The organism is Saccharothrix sp. CCNWYY140 (assembly GCF_037401995.1).
In the GTDB taxonomy this organism is placed as follows: Bacteria; Actinomycetota; Actinomycetes; order Mycobacteriales; family Pseudonocardiaceae; genus Actinosynnema.
Genome location: NZ_JBBEGC010000043.1, coordinates 1 through 15,356 on the forward strand (window position 1 = coordinate 1; position 15,356 = coordinate 15,356).

Genomic DNA, 15,356 nt, shown 5'->3' on the forward strand with positions numbered 1-15,356 from the left:
CTTTCGGCTGCACCCGGGGAAATCTGTGGTAGCCCTTCGGGCAGGCCATACGGGGATGACGGAAGAAGCCCAGGAGGAGGGTTTGCTGCGCGAGCTACTTCGAAAAGCGCGCGCCCTCCGGGCGGAGAGCGCGGGTTGGGCGCGGGTGGGCCTTGGGTGGCTGGTGTGCTAGAGCGGGGGGACTAGGCCCGGGAATTTTCGGGCTGCGTGGCAGTGGGGGCATTCTCGGCCGTTGTCCACTGTGCGGGGGACGCCGCCGATCACGGCTGAGGTCGGATGGGCGACGAAGCCTGCGCCGCCGCACAGGTGGCAGATTGTGCGGGCGTCCGAGGTTACGCCGAACAGGTCGTCCTCGTCGTCTTCTTCTTCGTCCTCGAAGTCGTCGTCCTCCGGGTCGTATTCGTCCTCGGGGTCGAAGTCCTCGGGGTCTTCGGTCGGCTCCACGGGGGACACGGTAGTCCCGTGGCCCCCGTGGGTGCCGGTCAGGGGCGTTGGCCTACTGCGTCCACAATGGACAGGGTGTCGGCCGGGCCGTACGAGGTGCCCAGGAACTCGTAGGTGGTCGGGTCGAAGTACAGCGTGGTCTTCTGGGGCTTGGCGTCGGGGGCCACCGGGGCGGGCCATTCGATGCCGACTGCCGGGCGGCCGGTGGTGTCCTGGGTGTCTCGGACGACCGTCAGGCCCTCTACGCGGGCTGCCGCCTCGAACAGTGCGGCCTTGCTCGCGGGCTTCAGGAGGGACTGGGCTAGCTCCATGACGTCCTTGCCGCGTGCGTTGATGTTGCCCGGACCGCCGGTGGCGTTGGCGTCCAGGTAGGCGAGCATCTCGTCGGCGGTGGTCGGCAGGTCGCGCTTGTAGGCCGGGTCGGGTTCGCACGGTTCGGTGACGCCCGGGAGGAACTCGTTGCCCTTCGCGACCGCTCGGACGCCGTCGCGGCAGCCGGGGAGCGGGGTGAGGCCGTCGGGGGACGCGATGGCGCCGTCGCGGGTGCCGTCCACGGACAGCCACAGGCCGGTGTTCTGGTCGCCGGTGGTCGAGCCGTGGTAGACGAACTGGTCGGGGCGGGGTTCGACGAACGGTTCCGTTCGGGCCTTGGCGGCGGCGTGGTTGAGGACCTCGGCGGCGCTCGCGGCGGGGGGTTGGGTCCCGGTGACCACGTCGACGGGGGCGAGGGTGAGGACGGCCGCCACGGCTGCGGCGGCGGTGAGGGTGGAGGCGCCGGCCAGGAGGTAGCCGCGCTTGCGGCGCTTGGTGGGGGAGGCGGGGGAGCGGGGTGCGGTTTGGGCTGCGCCACCGGTTCCGGTTTGGGCTGCGCCCCCGGTTCCATTGTCCCACGTGGGTACGACAGTGGGCCGGGAAGTCCCCTGGGGGGCATTCTGCCGGCTGGTACCGACAACCTCGGCGGATGGTGCGGCTGCGATGGCCGTGAGCAGGCGGGTGCGGGCTGGGGACAGGTCGGTGGGGGTGGGTAGGGGGTGGTCTTCGCGCAGGGTTCGGACCAGGGTCAGGTCATCCATTGCTCAGCAACTCCTCTAGGGCGGTGGGGTTTCCGAGCGCCTCACGGACCTTGCGGCGGGCTCGGTGGAGGCGGGAGCGGACGGTGCCGACCGGGATGGACAGCGCCCCGGCGACCTCCTCGTAGCTCAGCTCCTCCCAGGCGACCAGCAGCAGGACGTCCCTGTCCTCGGGGGTCAGGCCGGCCAGCGCGTCGGCCAGAGGGGTGCGCAGGGACTGCGCGGTGACCCTCGTGGCGACGCGGTCGGCGTGGCCGGACTCGTCGGGGGTGCCGGCTTCGCGCAGGCGGAAGCGCCTCACCTCGTCGCGGCGGTGTTGGCCGACGAGGTTGGTGGCGATCCCGTACAGCCACGGTCGGGCGTCGGGCCGGCCGAGGTCGTAGCGCTCGCGCTTGTCGAAGGCGGCGAGGAACGTCTCCGCGACGAGGTCGTCCGCGACCTCGCGGCCGAGCCGCCGGGCCAGGTACCGCTGGATGTGCGGTGCGTGCCGGTCGAAGATCTCGGCGAACGCCTCCGGCTGGCGCCGGGAGCGTTCGATGATCTCCGCGTCGGTTGTCGTCATGGTGGCCTTTCGGGCGTGTGGCGTTCGCCCTGTTATCAGTCGCCCGCGCCGATCGGGTTCACGCGCGTCGACGCGGGGGCACCCCACCGGCCCCCGCGTCGATCATCCCCCCAGGTCAGCGGGACGGGTCGCGGTTGTACAGCTTGCGCGACCACAGGTAGCCGCCGACCGCCGCCAGCGTGCACCAGCCGATGGCCAGCCACGCGCTGTCGCCCACCGGCGTCCCGTTCAGCACGCCCCGGAGCGTGTCGATCACCGGCGTGAACGGCTGGTGCTCGGCGAACCACGCCACCGCCGGCGACATCGACTCGGTCGGCACGAACGCGCTGCTGATGAACGGCAGGAACTGGAGCGGGAGGGAGAACCCGTTGGCACCTTCTGGTTTCTTTGCCGCCAGACCGCCGCCCACGGCTAGCCACGTCAACGCCAGCGTGAGCATGAGCAGCACCGCGACCGCCAGGAGCCACTCCGTGAAAGACGCTTGCGGTCGGAAGCCGATCAGGAGCGCCACCCCCGTGACGAGGGCGAGCGTGGCCATCGTCCGGATCACCGCGCCCAGTACCTGGCCGGTCAGCACCGAGACGCGGGCGATGGCCATCGTGCGGAAGCGGGCGATGATGCCCTCGTTCATGTCCACGCAGATGTTGATCGCGGTGCCCGCGCTGCTCGCGCCCACGGCCATCACCAGGATGCCGGGCACCAGGTAGTTCACGTACGTGCTGTCGCCGACGGTGGTCAGCATCGCCCCGCCGAACACGTAGACGAACAGCAGCATCATGAACACCGGCGTGAACAGGCCGGAGATCGCCATGACCGGGTAGCGCTGCTGGTGCTTGAAGTCCCGGCGCAGCATGGTCATGGAGTCGGAGAAGGTGGCCGCGCTCATCGGGTGCTCCCCTGCGAGGTCAGGGCGAAGAACACGTCGTCCAGGTCGGGTGTGTGCACGGTCAGCCCGTCCGGCTCGATCGCCGCCGCGTCCAGCCGGTCCAGCAGGGCGCGCAGCGACCGCACCCCGCCGTCCCCGGGCACCTGCAACGTCAGCGCCTCCGGGTCGGGGCTGCCCGCGCCCAGCACCCGCAGCGCGTGGTCCAGGGTGGGCACGTCCGCGAACCGCAGGCTGACGTGACCGCCGGGCACCAGCCGCTTCAGCTCGGCCGCGGTGCCCTGCGCGACGAGCTTCCCGCCGTCCAGCACGGCGATCCGGTCGGCCAGCTCGTCGGCCTCCTCCAGGTACTGGGTGGTGAGGAAGATCGTCACGCCCTCCTGCCCGACCAGCTGCCGGATGATGTCCCACAGCACGTGCCTGCTGCGCGGGTCCAGGCCGGTGGTCGGCTCGTCCAGGAAGATCACCCGCAGGTCGCCGACCAGCGTCATCGCCAGGTCCAGCCGCCGGCGCATGCCACCGGAGTAGGTGGACGCGGGCTTGCGCGCGGCCTCCACCAGCTCGAACCGCTCCAGCAGCCGTTTCGTCAACGCCCGGCCGTCCCGACGCGGCAGGTGGCGCAGGTCGGCCATCAGGTTCAGGTTCTCCTCGCCGGTGAGCAGTCCGTCCACCGCCGAGAACTGGCCGGTCACGCCGATCACCGAGCGCACGCCGTCCGGGTCGGTGCGCAGGTCGTGCCCGCAGACGCGCACCTCGCCCGCGTCGGCGGTGATCAGCGTGGACAGGATCTGCACCGCGGTGGTCTTGCCCGCCCCGTTGGGGCCGAGCAGCGAGAAGACCGTGCCCTCGGCGACGTCGAGGTCGATGCCGTCGAGCACCACCTTGTCGCCGAAGTTTTTGCGCAGCCCAAAGGCCGAGATGGTCATGGGTTCCCCTCAGAAGGTCTTGCGGAAGAAGAAGATCAGACGCGCAGCGGCAGCGTCTTGACGCCCGTCATGGTGGGCGAGGGCATGAACGTGGGCGCCTGGTCGGGGTCCACGTGCAGGCCGGGGAAGCGGTCGAGCAGGGCGTTCACGGCGACGCGGCCTTCGAGGCGGGCCAGCGGCGCGCCGACGCAGAAGTGGATGCCGCGGCCGAAGCCGAGGTGCGGGTTGGGGTCGCGGCCGGCGTCGAACAGGTGCGGGTCGGCGAACCTGCGGCCGTCGCGGTTCGCCGCGGACAACCAGACCATCAGCAGCTGGTCGGCCGGGATGTCCTGGCCACCCACGGTCACCGGTGTGGTGGTGGCCCGCGCCAGGGCCGCGAACGGGGTGAAGAAGCGCAGCGACTCCTCGATCGCCACCGGCACCAGCGACCGGTCGGCGCGGACCCGTTCCCGCTGCGCGGGGTGGGCGTCCAGGCACAGGGTCGTGTTGCCCAGCAGCATGGTGGTGGTGATGTGCCCCGCGACCAGGAGCACCATCGAGAAGTTGACGACCTCGTTGTCGTTGAGCCGCTGCCCGTCGACCTCGGCCTGCACGAGACCGGAGATCAGGTCCTCGCCGGGGTTCCCGCGGCGGGCCTTGATGTGCTCCCGCAGGTACTCCTGGAGGGGCACCAGACCCGCGGAGGCCTCGGCGAAGTCCTCGGCCATCTTCTCCGGGGAGTCGTTCAGGGAGAACTCGTTGTTCTGGGCGAACAGCTTGTCCACCCACTCGCGGAACAGCTCCCGGTCGCTCGCGGGCAGGCCCAGCAGCTCGGCGATGACGATCACGGGCAGCGGGTAGGCCAGGTCGGTGACCAGTTCGAACCGGTCGGTGTCGACCTGGTCGAGCAGCTCGTGGGTCAGGGCGGTGATGCGCGGCTCCAGGTCGGCGACGACCTTGCCGGAGAACGCCTTGCTCACCAGGTTGCGCAGCTTGCGGTGGTCGGGCGGGTCGAGGTCGAGGAGGTTGCCCTCGCGCAGCGACTGGTCCACCTGCACCGGGAACAGGTCCTGCACGTGGGCCGAGGAGAAGGTCTTCGCGTCACCGAGGACCTGGCAGGCCTCCTCGTGCCCGTACACGTTCCACATGCCGGTCTTCTCGTCGAACTCGACCGGTCGGGCGGGGTCTTCGCCGCGCAGCCAGAACTGCGCGGGGTGGGTGCCCCACCGGTCGGTCAGGTCGGTCATGAGTCGTCCTCCTGGTTGGGAATGGCCCGGCGCACGACGATGTCGCCGAAGCCGGTGCGCCCCCGGACCTCGACGGTCTCGGTGGCGGGATCGGGGCCGGGCGCGGCCTCCAGCGAGCTGTGCACGGCGCCCAGCACGGAACTCAGGTCCAGCCACGCCGCGGTGCCGTTGCGGATGCCGACCTCCAACTGGCCCACGGAGGTCTCCATCACGACCTTGCCGCGCACCACCTCGTGCACGCGGATGCTGCCGTTGGCGGTGGTGGCGGTGACGTCCCCGCGCGCCAGGTCCACGGAGATGTCCCCGTTGGCCGACTTCACCAGCAGGTCGCCGGTGACCTCGCCGACCCTGGTGTGGCCGTTGGAGTTCTTGACCGCGGCGTCCCCGTCGACGTGCTCCACGCGCAGGTCGCCGGACCCGGTCAGCACGTCGGCCGTGCCGGTGACGTGGTTGACGCCGACGTTGCCCATCGCGGTCCGCAGGTGCAGCGGCCCGGAGCGCTCGACGGACAGGGTGCCGGTCGCGGTCCGGAACCGGACCTCGCCGAGCCCGCCGCGGGTCTCCAGGTCGCCCAGCGCGGTGTCGCCCCGGACGCTGGACCCGGTCGGCACCTCGATCGTGACGTCCACCGAGCCGCCCTTGTTGAAGATGCCGCGCGGCTTGGGCGTCTTGACCAGCAGCCGACCGCCGTCGAACTCCACCCGGGTCTGACCGGCGGCCTTGACGTCGCCCTCCCGGCCGGGGTTGGTCGGGCGCACCTCCACCACGGTGTCGGCGCGGTCGGACGCGGTGATCCGGGTGGGGCCGACGACCAGTTCGAGGGTCACGGAGATCGGTCCGGGCGTGGCGAAAACAGGCATGGCTGTCCCCTGGTAGTGGGTGTGGTAAGCGTTTTCCCTGGTGGCGGGCGGGTGCGGTTAGCGGACCCAGCCGGTGTAGCGCTGGCCGAACAGCGTGGTCGGCTGGCGGACGCCCTGGTCGAGCGCGGCGGACGCGGCGCGGACCAGCCAGGAGTTGACCGAGATGCCGGCCGTGGCGGCGGCCTCCTCGACGCGCTGCTTGAGGTGCTCGGGCAGGCGGAGGTTGATGCGGGTCATGGCGCCGTCGTCGTCCACGGGCGGCGGCGGGGGAGCGGGCTGGGCGGGCGCCTCGGGCGCGGTGTGCGGCGGCGGGGTGACGACGAACTCGGGGTCACGGCCGCGCAGCCGGACGTCCACGGACCCGGGCGCGAGGTCGCGGGTGATCTCGGCGGCGGCGCTGGAAAGCGCTTCCAGCAGCGTCAGCCGGGTCGCCGCGTCGACCTGGGAGGTCAGGCGGTCGGCGAGCGCGCGGGCCTCGTCGCCGACGGCCTCGGCGGCGACCGCCAGCTCGCGGCGGAGGTTGTCGACGTACGGCGTGAGGTCCATGACGCAACTATGGCACCACTTTGGTGCCAAGGGCAAGCCTCAAGTGGTGCCAAGTTGTGCCACGGTGGCATCAAAGCTCTCGGTACACGTGGGTGCCGTCCCGGACGGTGCCCACGTACTCCTCCACCAGGTCCTCCAGCGCCACCACGCCCCGCACCTCGCCGTCCGCCGTCACGGCCTTGGCCAGGTGGCTCTGCGCCCGCCGCAGCGCGGCCAACGCCCCGTCCAGCCGGGCGTCCACGGCGACCTCGGGCAACCCGCGCACCCGCGAGGCGGGCAACGGCGTCGAGGGGTCCGCGTCGGCCAGGTCCAGCACGTCCTTCACGTGCAGGTAGCCCACCAGCGTCCCGCCCTCGCCGCGCACCGGGAACCGGGAGAACCCGGTCGCGGACACGGCCGCCTCGACGTCGCCCATCGTCGGCCGGGCCGGCACGGACGTGACCCGGTCCAGCGGCACCAGCACGTCGGCCACGGTCCGCTCCGCCGACGACAGGGTCTGCGTCAGCCGCCGGTGCTCCGAGTCCTCCAGCAGGCCCTCCTGGCGGGACTGGGCGATCAGCAGCGCCAGTTCGTCGCGCGTGTACGCCGACTCCAGCTCCTCCTTCGGCGTCACCCCGACCAGCCGCAGCACCAGCGTCGCCACCACGGTGAAACCGCGCAGCAGCGGTGCGACCAGCTTGCAGAACCAGTAGTGCACGGGCACCAGCAGCAGCGCGGTGCGCTCGGGGCCGGCGATGGCCAGGTTCTTCGGGACCATCTCGCCCAGCACGGTGTGCAGGGCGACCACGATGACCAGCGCGATCGCGAACGCCACGCCGTGCAGCACGGCCGGCGGCAGGCCGACCGAGTGGAACGGGGCCTCCAGCATCGACGCCACCGCCGGTTCGCCCAGCGCGCCCAGGCCCAGCGAGCACAGCGTGATGCCCAGCTGCGCCCCGGCGATCAGCAACGGCAGTTCGCGGCCCGCCTTGATGACCACCCGCGCCCGGGAACTGCCTTGCTGGGCCAGCGTCTCCAGGCGGTCGCGGCGCGCCGTGATGATCGCGAACTCGGCGCCGACGAAGAAGGCGTTGCCCGCCAACAGCAGCAGGATCACCAGGACGCTCACCGCGCCACCTCCGGTTCCGCGCGCGAGACGCGCAACTCGGCCACGCGGTGCTTGTCCATCTGCACCACGGTGATGCGCCAGTCGTCCACCCGGATCTCGTCGCCGACGTCCGGGATGCGGCCCAGCCGCGCCAGCACCAGGCCGGCCAGGGTCTCGTAGTCGCCCTCCGGCATCCGGAACCCGGTCGCCTCGGCCACCTCGTCGTCGCGCAGCAGGCCGGACACCAGCCAGCCGTCCGCGCCCAGCGCCCGGACCGGCGAGCCCTCGCGGCGGTCGTGCTCGTCCCGCACGTCGCCGACGATCTCCTCGACCAGGTCCTCCAGGGTCACCATGCCCGCCGTGCCGCCGTACTCGTCGACCACCAGCGCGGTCTGGAGGCCGGACGCGCGCAGGCGGTCCAGCAGCGCGTCGCCCTCCAGCGTCTCCGGCACGGTCTGCACCGGCCGGGTCAGCGCGGAGACCGGCGTGGTGGCGCGCTGGTTGCGCGGCACGTTGAAGGCCTGCTTGACGTGCACGATGCCGCGCACCTCGTCCAGGTCGCCGTTGTGCACCGGGAACCGGGAGAAGCCGGTCTCGCGGGCCTTGGCCAGCAGGTCCAGCACGGTCGCGTCGGCGCGCAGCGACTCCACCCGCACTCGCGGGGTCATCAGCTCGTCGGCGGTGCGGTCGCCGAAGCGCAGCGACCGGTCCAGCAGGGTCGCCGTGCCCTCGTCGATCGTGCCCTGCTCGGCGCTGGAGCGGACCAGCGCGCCCAGCTCCTGCGGCGACCGCGCGGAGGCCAGCTCCTCGGCCGGTTCCACGCCCATGCGCCGGACCAGCCAGTTCGCCGCGCCGTTGAGCCCCGTGATCAGCCAGCGGAACACCGCCGTGAACCCGGCTTGCAGGCCCGCGACGGCCCGCGCGGTCTCCAGCGGCTTGGCGATGGCCAGGTTCTTGGGCACCAGCTCGCCGAACACCATCGACAGCGCCGTGGCCAGCGCCAGCGCGACGACCAGCGACACCGGCCGGGCCACCGGCTCCGGCACGCCCACCAGGGCCAGCGCGGGCGAGACCAGCTCGGCGATGGCGGGCTCGGCGATGAAACCGGTGATCAGCGTGGTGAACGTGATGGCCAGCTGCGAGCCGGACAGCTGGAACGACAGCGACCGGTGCGCCTTCTCCACCGTCTTGGCCTTGGCGTCGCCGACGGTGGCGACGTGCGACTCGACGGTGCTGCGCTCCAGCGCGGTCAGCGAGAACTCGGCGGCGACGGCGATGAACGTGCCGATCGTCAGCGCCACGACGGCGACCAGGCCCAGCAGGCTGAGCAGGATCCCGGTCACCGGGCACCCCCACGGGGGCTCGGGTCTTGCGGCAAGCCGGGTGTCGGACCCGGCTCAGTACTGCATCCAGGCGATTGCGCGTCGCGCACGGAGGTGATCACTCCTAGCAAGGGGTGGTCGGACTACAGGTCTGAGTTTAGAGAGTCGACGCGGGTCAGCGCAGTCCGGTTCCGGAGGGTGACGAAGTGCTCGCACGCAGTACCACCTCGCCGGGGGCGCGGACCGTGCGGGCGGTCGGGTGGTCGTCCAGGACGAGTCGCGCGGCGCGTTCGCCCATCTCCTCCAGCGGCAGCCGGACCGTGCTCAGGCCGGGGGCCAGGTCGCGCAGGGTCGGGATGTCGTCGAAGCCCGCGATCGACACGTCCTCGGGCACCCGCAGGCCGTGCTCGCGCAGGGCCGCCATCGCGCCCATCGCCATGACGTCGTTGACGGCGAACACGCAGGTGGCGCCGGTTCCGGCGGTGAGCAGCTCCCGAGCCGCCGCGTGGCCGCCGTCCCGGGTGAAGTCGCCGTGGACGACGAACGGCTCGGCGGCGCCGGCCTCCGCGAGGCCCGCCCGGAACCCGGCGAGCCGGTCCCGGGCCACCACCAGGTCCTGGGGGCCGGCGAGCACGGCGAACCTCCGGTGGCCCAGGGCGGTGAGCTCGGTGGCCAGGGCGCGGGCGCCGGCGCGGTTGCCGGGGACGACGGTGTCGATGCCCAGCTTGGCCTGCGACACGGCCGCGACCCGACCGCCCTGGGTGGTGAACGCGGCGATCTCGTCGGCCAGCCGGCTCGCGGCGGCCCGGTCGGTGGTGCGGGTGCCCGCGATGACCACGGCCCGTGCCCGGTGCGCACGCAGGGTGTGCAGGAGTTCGACCTCGCGACCCGGGTCGCGGCCGGTGGTGCCCAGCACGACGACCAGCCCGGCCTCCTCGGCGATCCGCGTGACGCCGGCGGCGATGCTGGAGAAGTAGGGGTCGGCGATGTCGTGCACGACCAGGCCGACCAGGACGCTGCTGTTGCGGGCCAGGGCCTGGGCGGAGGCGTTGGGCAGGTACCCGAGCCGCCGGGCGCTGCCCACCACGCGTTCGCGCAGCTCGTCGCTCACCTGGCGGGTGCTGCCGTTGAGCACGCGCGACGCGGTGGCCAGCGAGACACCCGCGTGCTTCGCCACTTCCACCAGCGTGACCTGCCGGGACGTCAACGGCTCCTCCTCGTGGCTCGGGCGCGAAGCCTAACCCGAGCGGCGTGGTTGACGTCCACGACAGGCCGACCGTAGCGTGTGGAAAGCGCTTTCCACATCGGCTCGGAGGTACGCATGGCAGTGCGCTCGATCGGGGTCGTGCTGAACGGGGTGACCGGGCGGATGGGGTACCGCCAGCACCTCGTCCGCTCGATCCTCGCCATCCGCGAACGCGGCGGGGTCCGCGTCGACCCCGACACGGTCCTGCTGCCCGAGCCCGTCCTGGTCGGCCGCAACCCGGACAAGCTCAAGGACCTCGCCGCCCGCCACGACCTCCCGAACTGGACCACCGACCTCGACACCGCCCTGGGCGACCCGGCCACCGAGGTCTACTTCGACGCCCAGGTCACCTCCGCCCACGTCGCCGCGCTGTCGAAGGCGATCGCGGCGGGCAAGCACGTCTACACCGAGAAGCCGGTCGCGTCCTCGCCCGAGGAAGTCCTGGAGCTCGCCCGGCTGGCCGACGAGAAGGGCGTCCGGCACGGCGTGGTCGCCGACAAGCTCTACCTGCCCGGCATCCGGAAGCTGCGCCGCCTGGTGGACTCCGGGTTCTTCGGCCGGGTCCTGTCCATCCGGGGCGAGTTCGGCTACTGGGTCTTCGAGGGCGACTGGCAGACCGCCCAGCGCCCGTCCTGGAACTACCGGGCCGAGGACGGCGGCGGGATCGTCGTGGACATGTTCTGCCACTGGTCCTACCTGCTGGAAGGCCTCTTCGGGCCGGTGGAGGCGGTGACCGCGCGGGCGGTCACGCACGTCCCGCGGCGGTGGGACGAGCAGGGGCAGCCCTACGCCGCCACCGCCGACGACGCGGCCTACGCGATCTTCGAGCTGGCCGGGGGAGTGGTCGCGCAGGTCAACTCGTCGTGGGCGACCCGCGTGCGGCGCGACGAGCTGGTGGAGTTCCAGGTCGACGGCACGCACGGCAGCGCGGTCGCGGGGCTGCGCAACTGCGTGGTGCAGCCGCGGGAGGTCACGCCGAAACCGGTGTGGGACCCGGACGTGCCCTCGCCGCACGACTTCCGCGCGCAGTGGCAGCAGGTGCCGGACAACGAGGAGTTCGGCAACGGGTTCCGCGTGCAGTGGGAGGACTTCCTCACCCACGTCCACCGCGGCCTGCCTTACCGGCACGACTTCCGCGCCGGCGCGCGGGACGTCCGCCTGGCCGCGCTGGGCCTGGAGTCCTCCCGCACCGGCCGCCGGATCGAGGTGCCCGCGTGACCACCGTCCGCCTGCCGCACGCCGACGGCACCTTCACCGAGCACGTCCTGAACCCGCCCAAGGACTGGGGTCCACCGGCCGGTCCGCCGAAGACGCGGGTCGCGTTCGCCGCCGCGCACGTCGTCGCCGACCCGTTCGCCGACAACACCCCGGGCGCGCCCGCGAAGCTCGACTGGGACGCCACCCTCGCGTTCCGCCGCCGCCTGTGGGACCTCGGTTTCGGGGTCGCGGAGGCGATGGACACCGCCCAGCGCGGCATGGGCCTGGACTGGCCGACCGCGCTGGAGCTGATCCGGCGCGGCGCGGCCGAGGCGGGTGGCCGGATCGCGGCGGGCGTGGGCACCGACCACGACACCGCCGACCCGCTGACCGCCTACACCGAGCAGCTCGACGCGGTGACCGCTCTGGGCGTGCAGCCGATCCTGATGTGCAGCCGCAAGCTCGCGGCCGTCGCGCGCGGACCCGAGGACTACCAACGGGTCTACGGCGCTCTGCTGGAGCAGGTGTCCGAGCCGGTCATCCTGCACTGGCTGGGTCCGGCGTTCGACCCCGCCCTGACCGGGTACTGGGGTTCGACGGACGTGGCCGAGGCGACCAAGCACTTCCTCGACCTCATCCACACCTATCCATCCAAAGTGGATGGTGTCAAGGTGTCGCTGCTGGACGCCTCGCACGAGGTGTCGTTGCGGCGGGCGCTGCCGCCCGGTGTCCGGTGCTACACCGGCGACGACTTCAACTACCCCGAGCTGATCGGGGGCGACGAGGTCGGGCACAGCGACGCGCTGCTGGGCATCTTCGACCCGATCGCGCCCGCCGCCGCGTCCGCGCTGCACGTGCTGGACTCCGGTGACGTGGCCGGGTTCCGGGAGGTCTTGGAACCCACAGTGGCTTTGTCCCGGCACGTCTTCGGCGCGCCCACGTTCCACTATAAGACCGGCGTGGTGTTCTTGGCCTGGCTCAACGGTTTCCAGGACGCCTGGTCGATGGTGGGTGGTCTCCAGTCGGCGCGGTCCGTTGTGCACCTGGGCGAGACGCTGCGGCTGGCCGACGCCGCCGGGCTGCTGGCGGACCCGGAGCTCGCGGCGGACCGGTGGGGGCGGCTGCTGGGGGTGCTGTCGTGAGGCTGTCGCTCAACCAGGCCACCGTCAAGCGCGCGACGGTCGCCGAGGCGGTGGACGTGTGCGTGCGGCACGGGATCGGGTCCATCGGGCTGTGGCGGGAACCGGTGGCGGAGTTCGGGCTGGACAAGACCGCGCGGCTGGTCGGCGAGGCCGGGCTGCGGGTGTCGTCGCTGTGCCGGGGCGGGTTCTTCACCGGCGTGGACCAGCGGGAAGCGTTGGCGGACAACCGGAAGGCCATCGACGAGGCCGCGGCGCTGGGTGCCGACTGCCTGGTGCTGGTGCCCGGCGGCGTGCCCGACCGGGACCTGATCGGCGCGCGGCGGCGGGTTGCCGACGCGTTGGCGGTCTTGGCGCCTTACGCGGCGGAGTCGGGGGTGCGGTTGGCGATCGAGCCCATGCACCCGGTGTTCTGCGCGGACCGGGGTGTGGTGTCGACGTTGGGTCAGGCGCTGGACCTGGCTTCGGAGTTCCCGGCCGAGGTGGTGGGTGTCGTGGTCGACGCGCTGCACGTGTGGTGGGACCCGGACCTGCCCGCGCAGGTCGAGCGCGCCGCCGGCCGGATCTTCTCCTACCAGGTGTGCGACTGGATCACGCCGCTGCCCGCGGACGTGCTGCTGGGACGGGGTCTGCCGGGGGACGGGCATATTGACCTGCCTTGGCTGACCGCGCTGGTGGCGCCGTACTACTCCGGTGACGTCGAGGTGGAGGTGTTCAACGCGGATGTCTGGGCGGCGGACTTCTCCGCCGTCGCCGCCGACCTGGTTCGCCGGCACGCCTCCGGCTGGCAGCCGGTCGCAGCTGGGTAGCCGTTTGTGCCTTGGGGCCGGTCGTGGACGGCGGCCACGACCGGCCCTCCCCTAGCGGGGCAGTTCCCGGCCCGCGGCCAGCAGCCGCAGCGTGCTGACCGACGGGACCAGGGCGTACAGGGCGCCGGTCGTGCGGACGAACCGGGGGAACGCCAGTTCGGTGCCCCCGAACCGCGCACCGCCCGCGCCACCGATGACCGGGTCGGTGCCGGTAGGTGCGCCGTCCGCGCCACCGGCGAACTCCGGGTTGTTCGCCCAGACCCGCTGCTGGAACTCGAACTGCTCGCGGATCGACGTGCAGTGGGCGACGAAGAGCAGCCCGCGCTCGGCGTGCGGGTTGTCGTCGTAGGGCGGGCCGAACGGAATGCCGCGCCGGAGGATGCGCCGCTGGGTGGGCGCGCGGTAGGTGAACGAGCGCGGGTTGGTCTTGCGGATGTGCGCCGGGCACGGCGTCCGCTCGCCCCACGGGTCGTCGGCGTAGTCGAAGTCGTTGCGGTCCGGGCCCAGGCCGAGGGCGGGGTCGGTCGCTTCGGCCAGCGGTCGCCCGTCCTGGTGACGCCCGATCAGCAGCGCGCCCATCTCGTCGGGCGTGACACCCAGCGCGTCGGCGTGCTCTTCGAGGGCTTCGCGCCAGCCCGCGACGTCCTGGGTGAGGCGGCGGACCACCTGGAGCGACCCGTTGTGCAGCCAACGGGCGGTGCGGTCGCTCTCGTCGCCGCGCTCGGAGTCGTGCCCGAAGACGAACTCGCCAGGCTTGACCAGCAACGCGCCCGCGTGCCCGAGGCGGTGACCGGGCCGGTGGGGATCTTCCTCGTGGAAGTCCCGGATGCCCGGCTGCGAGATCCCGTCCTTGAACCCGAAGTGCTCGCGGCCCTTGAGCGGCCCGGGAAGCGTCTCGCCGAGCTCTTGGTGCACCTTGACCACGCCGAGGAGGTCGTCCAGGAGGTCGAGCATGGTGTCGACGGCCTGGAGGCGCTCGGTGCAGTCGGACGCCACCGTGACCACGGCGTGGATGCGCTGCTCGGACCGACCGAACAACCACTCTTCCGGGTCATCCCCGGTGACGTCGGCACGCGCTTCGGCCCCCACCCACAACTCGGGGTCGCGCACCCGGAGGTCTTCGGCGACGGCCGTCGGGTTGACCGCGAGCTTGACCAGGCCTTCGGGTGTGAGTGACAGGTTCGCCCAGGTGGCTTTGAGGCTCTGCGGATCGGCCCCGAACATGGCCCGACCGAGCGAGAAGGCCTCGTTGAAGTCCTCGACGTCGGCGGTGACGGAGAGGTACCCGATCATGGCGGCGAGCCAGGTGCGGCCGAGCTTGCCGTCGGTGAACCGCAGGAAGCGGAACTGCTGGTGGTCTTTGTTGAACGCGGCGAGCACGTTCCCCTGGATCTCGCGCGACTTCCGCAGCGGTGGCCGTGTTCCCCGCTGCTCGGCGTGCAGGTGCAGCAACTCGGACATACCGAGAGTCCCCATTCCCCCGAATGCTCTCAGTGCAGAAGAGCACACCGGGCCGCTCCTGATACCGACGAGTAGCACCGACCACCCACCCGGCGTAACGACTCCTCCGGACATCCGGAAGTGTCGGTCCCCCGTGGGACAATGGAACCGGGGGCCGGAGGCCAAGCCCCGCTTTGCCTCCCAACACCACCACCCCGACCCGCACCACGCCCGCCGCGCCAGGTCAGCCCCGCCGTGCCGCGCCTGCCGTGCCGCGCCTGCCGTGCCGCGCCGCGCCTGCCGCGCCGCGCCGCGCCTGCCGCGCCGCGCCCGCTGGGCCATGCCGCGTCACGCCTGCCGCGCCGCGCCGCACCCGCTATGCCGCGCCGGCCAGCCCGCGCCCACCACGTCACGCCACGACACCTCGCCCGCCGCGCCGAACAAGGCAGGGACGCGCCACGCTAGCCACGCCATGCCCGCGGTCGCGCCCCACCAAGCCGGCCCGCCGCGCCACCCGCCCTGCGCCGAGCCGCCCGCGCCGAGCGCCCCGCCCGGCACCGCGCCACTTGCCCCGCGCCACCCACCCACGCCGAGCCACC

16 protein-coding genes are annotated in these 15,356 nt (G+C 72.3%); 3 read left to right on the top strand and 13 right to left on the bottom strand.

Features of this window, described 5'->3' with window-relative positions; translation table 11 throughout:
- Positions 1-168: 168 nt before the first annotated feature.
- The 11 genes from WBN91_RS20105 to WBN91_RS20155 all read right to left on the bottom strand — a co-directional run bounded on the left by WBN91_RS20105 (position 169) and on the right by WBN91_RS20155 (position 10,133).
- Complete coding sequence (locus tag WBN91_RS20105; RefSeq protein WP_337725769.1) at positions 169-444, bottom strand: hypothetical protein; 276 nt, start codon at positions 442-444, stop codon at positions 169-171.
- A 38-nt stretch (positions 445-482) separates the two neighbouring features.
- A complete protein-coding gene (locus WBN91_RS20110; RefSeq protein WP_337725770.1) occupies positions 483-1,517 on the bottom strand; it encodes a CU044_5270 family protein in 1,035 nt (344 codons plus the stop codon).
- The gene (locus WBN91_RS20115) at positions 1,510-2,076 is read right to left on the bottom strand and encodes an RNA polymerase sigma factor (RefSeq protein WP_337725771.1); all 567 of its coding nucleotides are present in this window, start codon (positions 2,074-2,076) and stop codon (positions 1,510-1,512) included. Before WBN91_RS20115 ends, WBN91_RS20110 begins: the two co-directional genes overlap by 8 nt.
- Before the next feature lie 115 nt (positions 2,077-2,191).
- Positions 2,192-2,962, bottom strand: coding sequence for an ABC transporter permease (locus WBN91_RS20120; RefSeq protein ID WP_337725772.1), 771 nt, complete (start codon positions 2,960-2,962; stop codon positions 2,192-2,194).
- Positions 2,959-3,885 (bottom strand): ATP-binding cassette domain-containing protein, encoded by a 927-nt coding sequence (locus WBN91_RS20125; RefSeq protein WP_337725773.1) that lies wholly within the window; start codon positions 3,883-3,885, stop codon positions 2,959-2,961. Before WBN91_RS20125 ends, WBN91_RS20120 begins: the two co-directional genes overlap by 4 nt.
- A gap of 35 nt (positions 3,886-3,920) precedes the next feature.
- A complete protein-coding gene (locus WBN91_RS20130; protein WP_337725774.1) occupies positions 3,921-5,111 on the bottom strand; it encodes a cytochrome P450 in 1,191 nt (396 codons plus the stop codon).
- A complete protein-coding gene (locus WBN91_RS20135; RefSeq protein WP_337725775.1) occupies positions 5,108-5,971 on the bottom strand; it encodes a DUF4097 family beta strand repeat-containing protein in 864 nt (287 codons plus the stop codon). The genes WBN91_RS20130 and WBN91_RS20135 overlap by 4 nt, the downstream gene beginning before the upstream one ends.
- A gap of 57 nt (positions 5,972-6,028) precedes the next feature.
- Positions 6,029-6,517, bottom strand: a complete 489-nt coding sequence (locus tag WBN91_RS20140; protein WP_337725776.1) for a toxin-antitoxin system HicB family antitoxin — start codon at positions 6,515-6,517, stop codon at positions 6,029-6,031.
- Between the two features lie 70 nt (positions 6,518-6,587).
- Positions 6,588-7,625, bottom strand: a complete 1,038-nt coding sequence (locus WBN91_RS20145; RefSeq protein ID WP_337725777.1) for a hemolysin family protein — start codon at positions 7,623-7,625, stop codon at positions 6,588-6,590.
- The gene (locus WBN91_RS20150; RefSeq protein WP_337725778.1) at positions 7,622-8,947 is read right to left on the bottom strand and encodes a hemolysin family protein; all 1,326 of its coding nucleotides are present in this window, start codon (positions 8,945-8,947) and stop codon (positions 7,622-7,624) included. Before WBN91_RS20150 ends, WBN91_RS20145 begins: the two co-directional genes overlap by 4 nt.
- A gap of 154 nt (positions 8,948-9,101) precedes the next feature.
- Positions 9,102-10,133, bottom strand: a complete 1,032-nt coding sequence (locus WBN91_RS20155; RefSeq protein ID WP_337725779.1) for a LacI family DNA-binding transcriptional regulator — start codon at positions 10,131-10,133, stop codon at positions 9,102-9,104.
- 114 nt (positions 10,134-10,247) lie between these two features.
- Between WBN91_RS20155 and WBN91_RS20160 the strand changes: the two genes are divergently transcribed.
- From WBN91_RS20160 to WBN91_RS20170, 3 genes are read left to right on the top strand one after another with little or no spacing between them, the layout of a single operon-like run.
- Positions 10,248-11,390 carry a Gfo/Idh/MocA family protein gene (locus WBN91_RS20160; RefSeq protein WP_337725780.1) on the top strand — a complete coding sequence of 381 codons (1,143 nt, stop codon included), beginning with the start codon at positions 10,248-10,250 and terminating at the stop codon, positions 11,388-11,390.
- Positions 11,387-12,511 (top strand): dihydrodipicolinate synthase family protein, encoded by a 1,125-nt coding sequence (locus tag WBN91_RS20165; RefSeq protein ID WP_443217757.1) that lies wholly within the window; start codon positions 11,387-11,389, stop codon positions 12,509-12,511. Before WBN91_RS20160 ends, WBN91_RS20165 begins: the two co-directional genes overlap by 4 nt.
- A complete protein-coding gene (locus tag WBN91_RS20170) occupies positions 12,508-13,317 on the top strand; it encodes a sugar phosphate isomerase/epimerase family protein (RefSeq protein ID WP_337725781.1) in 810 nt (269 codons plus the stop codon). Before WBN91_RS20165 ends, WBN91_RS20170 begins: the two co-directional genes overlap by 4 nt.
- 51 nt (positions 13,318-13,368) lie before the next feature.
- Here the strand turns inward: WBN91_RS20170 and WBN91_RS20175 are convergent, their stop codons facing one another.
- Together WBN91_RS20175 and WBN91_RS20180 are read right to left on the bottom strand one after the other, a co-directional pair.
- Entirely contained in the window at positions 13,369-14,778 is a 1,410-nt protein-coding gene (locus WBN91_RS20175; RefSeq protein ID WP_337725782.1) for a Dyp-type peroxidase, read from the bottom strand.
- Positions 14,779-15,105: 327 nt separating this feature from the next.
- Positions 15,106-15,356, bottom strand: a 251-nt coding sequence (locus WBN91_RS20180) for a hypothetical protein (RefSeq protein ID WP_337725783.1), incomplete at its 5' end; no start/stop codon positions are given.

What these genes read in the sequence shown, in the direction of transcription:
- WBN91_RS20110 (WP_337725770.1), bottom strand. Translation starts at nt 1,517, where the DNA reads ATGGATGACCTGACCCTGGTCCGAACCCTGCGCGAAGACCACCCCCTA.
- WBN91_RS20115 (WP_337725771.1), bottom strand. Translation starts at nt 2,076, where the DNA reads ATGACGACAACCGACGCGGAGATCATCGAACGCTCCCGGCGCCAGCCG.
- WBN91_RS20120 (WP_337725772.1), bottom strand. Translation starts at nt 2,962, where the DNA reads ATGAGCGCGGCCACCTTCTCCGACTCCATGACCATGCTGCGCCGGGAC.
- WBN91_RS20125 (WP_337725773.1), bottom strand. Translation starts at nt 3,885, where the DNA reads ATGACCATCTCGGCCTTTGGGCTGCGCAAAAACTTCGGCGACAAGGTG.
- WBN91_RS20130 (WP_337725774.1), bottom strand. Translation starts at nt 5,111, where the DNA reads ATGACCGACCTGACCGACCGGTGGGGCACCCACCCCGCGCAGTTCTGG.
- WBN91_RS20135 (WP_337725775.1), bottom strand. Translation starts at nt 5,971, where the DNA reads ATGCCTGTTTTCGCCACGCCCGGACCGATCTCCGTGACCCTCGAACTG.
- WBN91_RS20140 (WP_337725776.1), bottom strand. Translation starts at nt 6,517, where the DNA reads ATGGACCTCACGCCGTACGTCGACAACCTCCGCCGCGAGCTGGCGGTC.
- WBN91_RS20160 (WP_337725780.1), top strand. Translation starts at nt 10,248, where the DNA reads ATGGCAGTGCGCTCGATCGGGGTCGTGCTGAACGGGGTGACCGGGCGG.
- WBN91_RS20175 (WP_337725782.1), bottom strand. Translation starts at nt 14,778, where the DNA reads ATGTCCGAGTTGCTGCACCTGCACGCCGAGCAGCGGGGAACACGGCCA.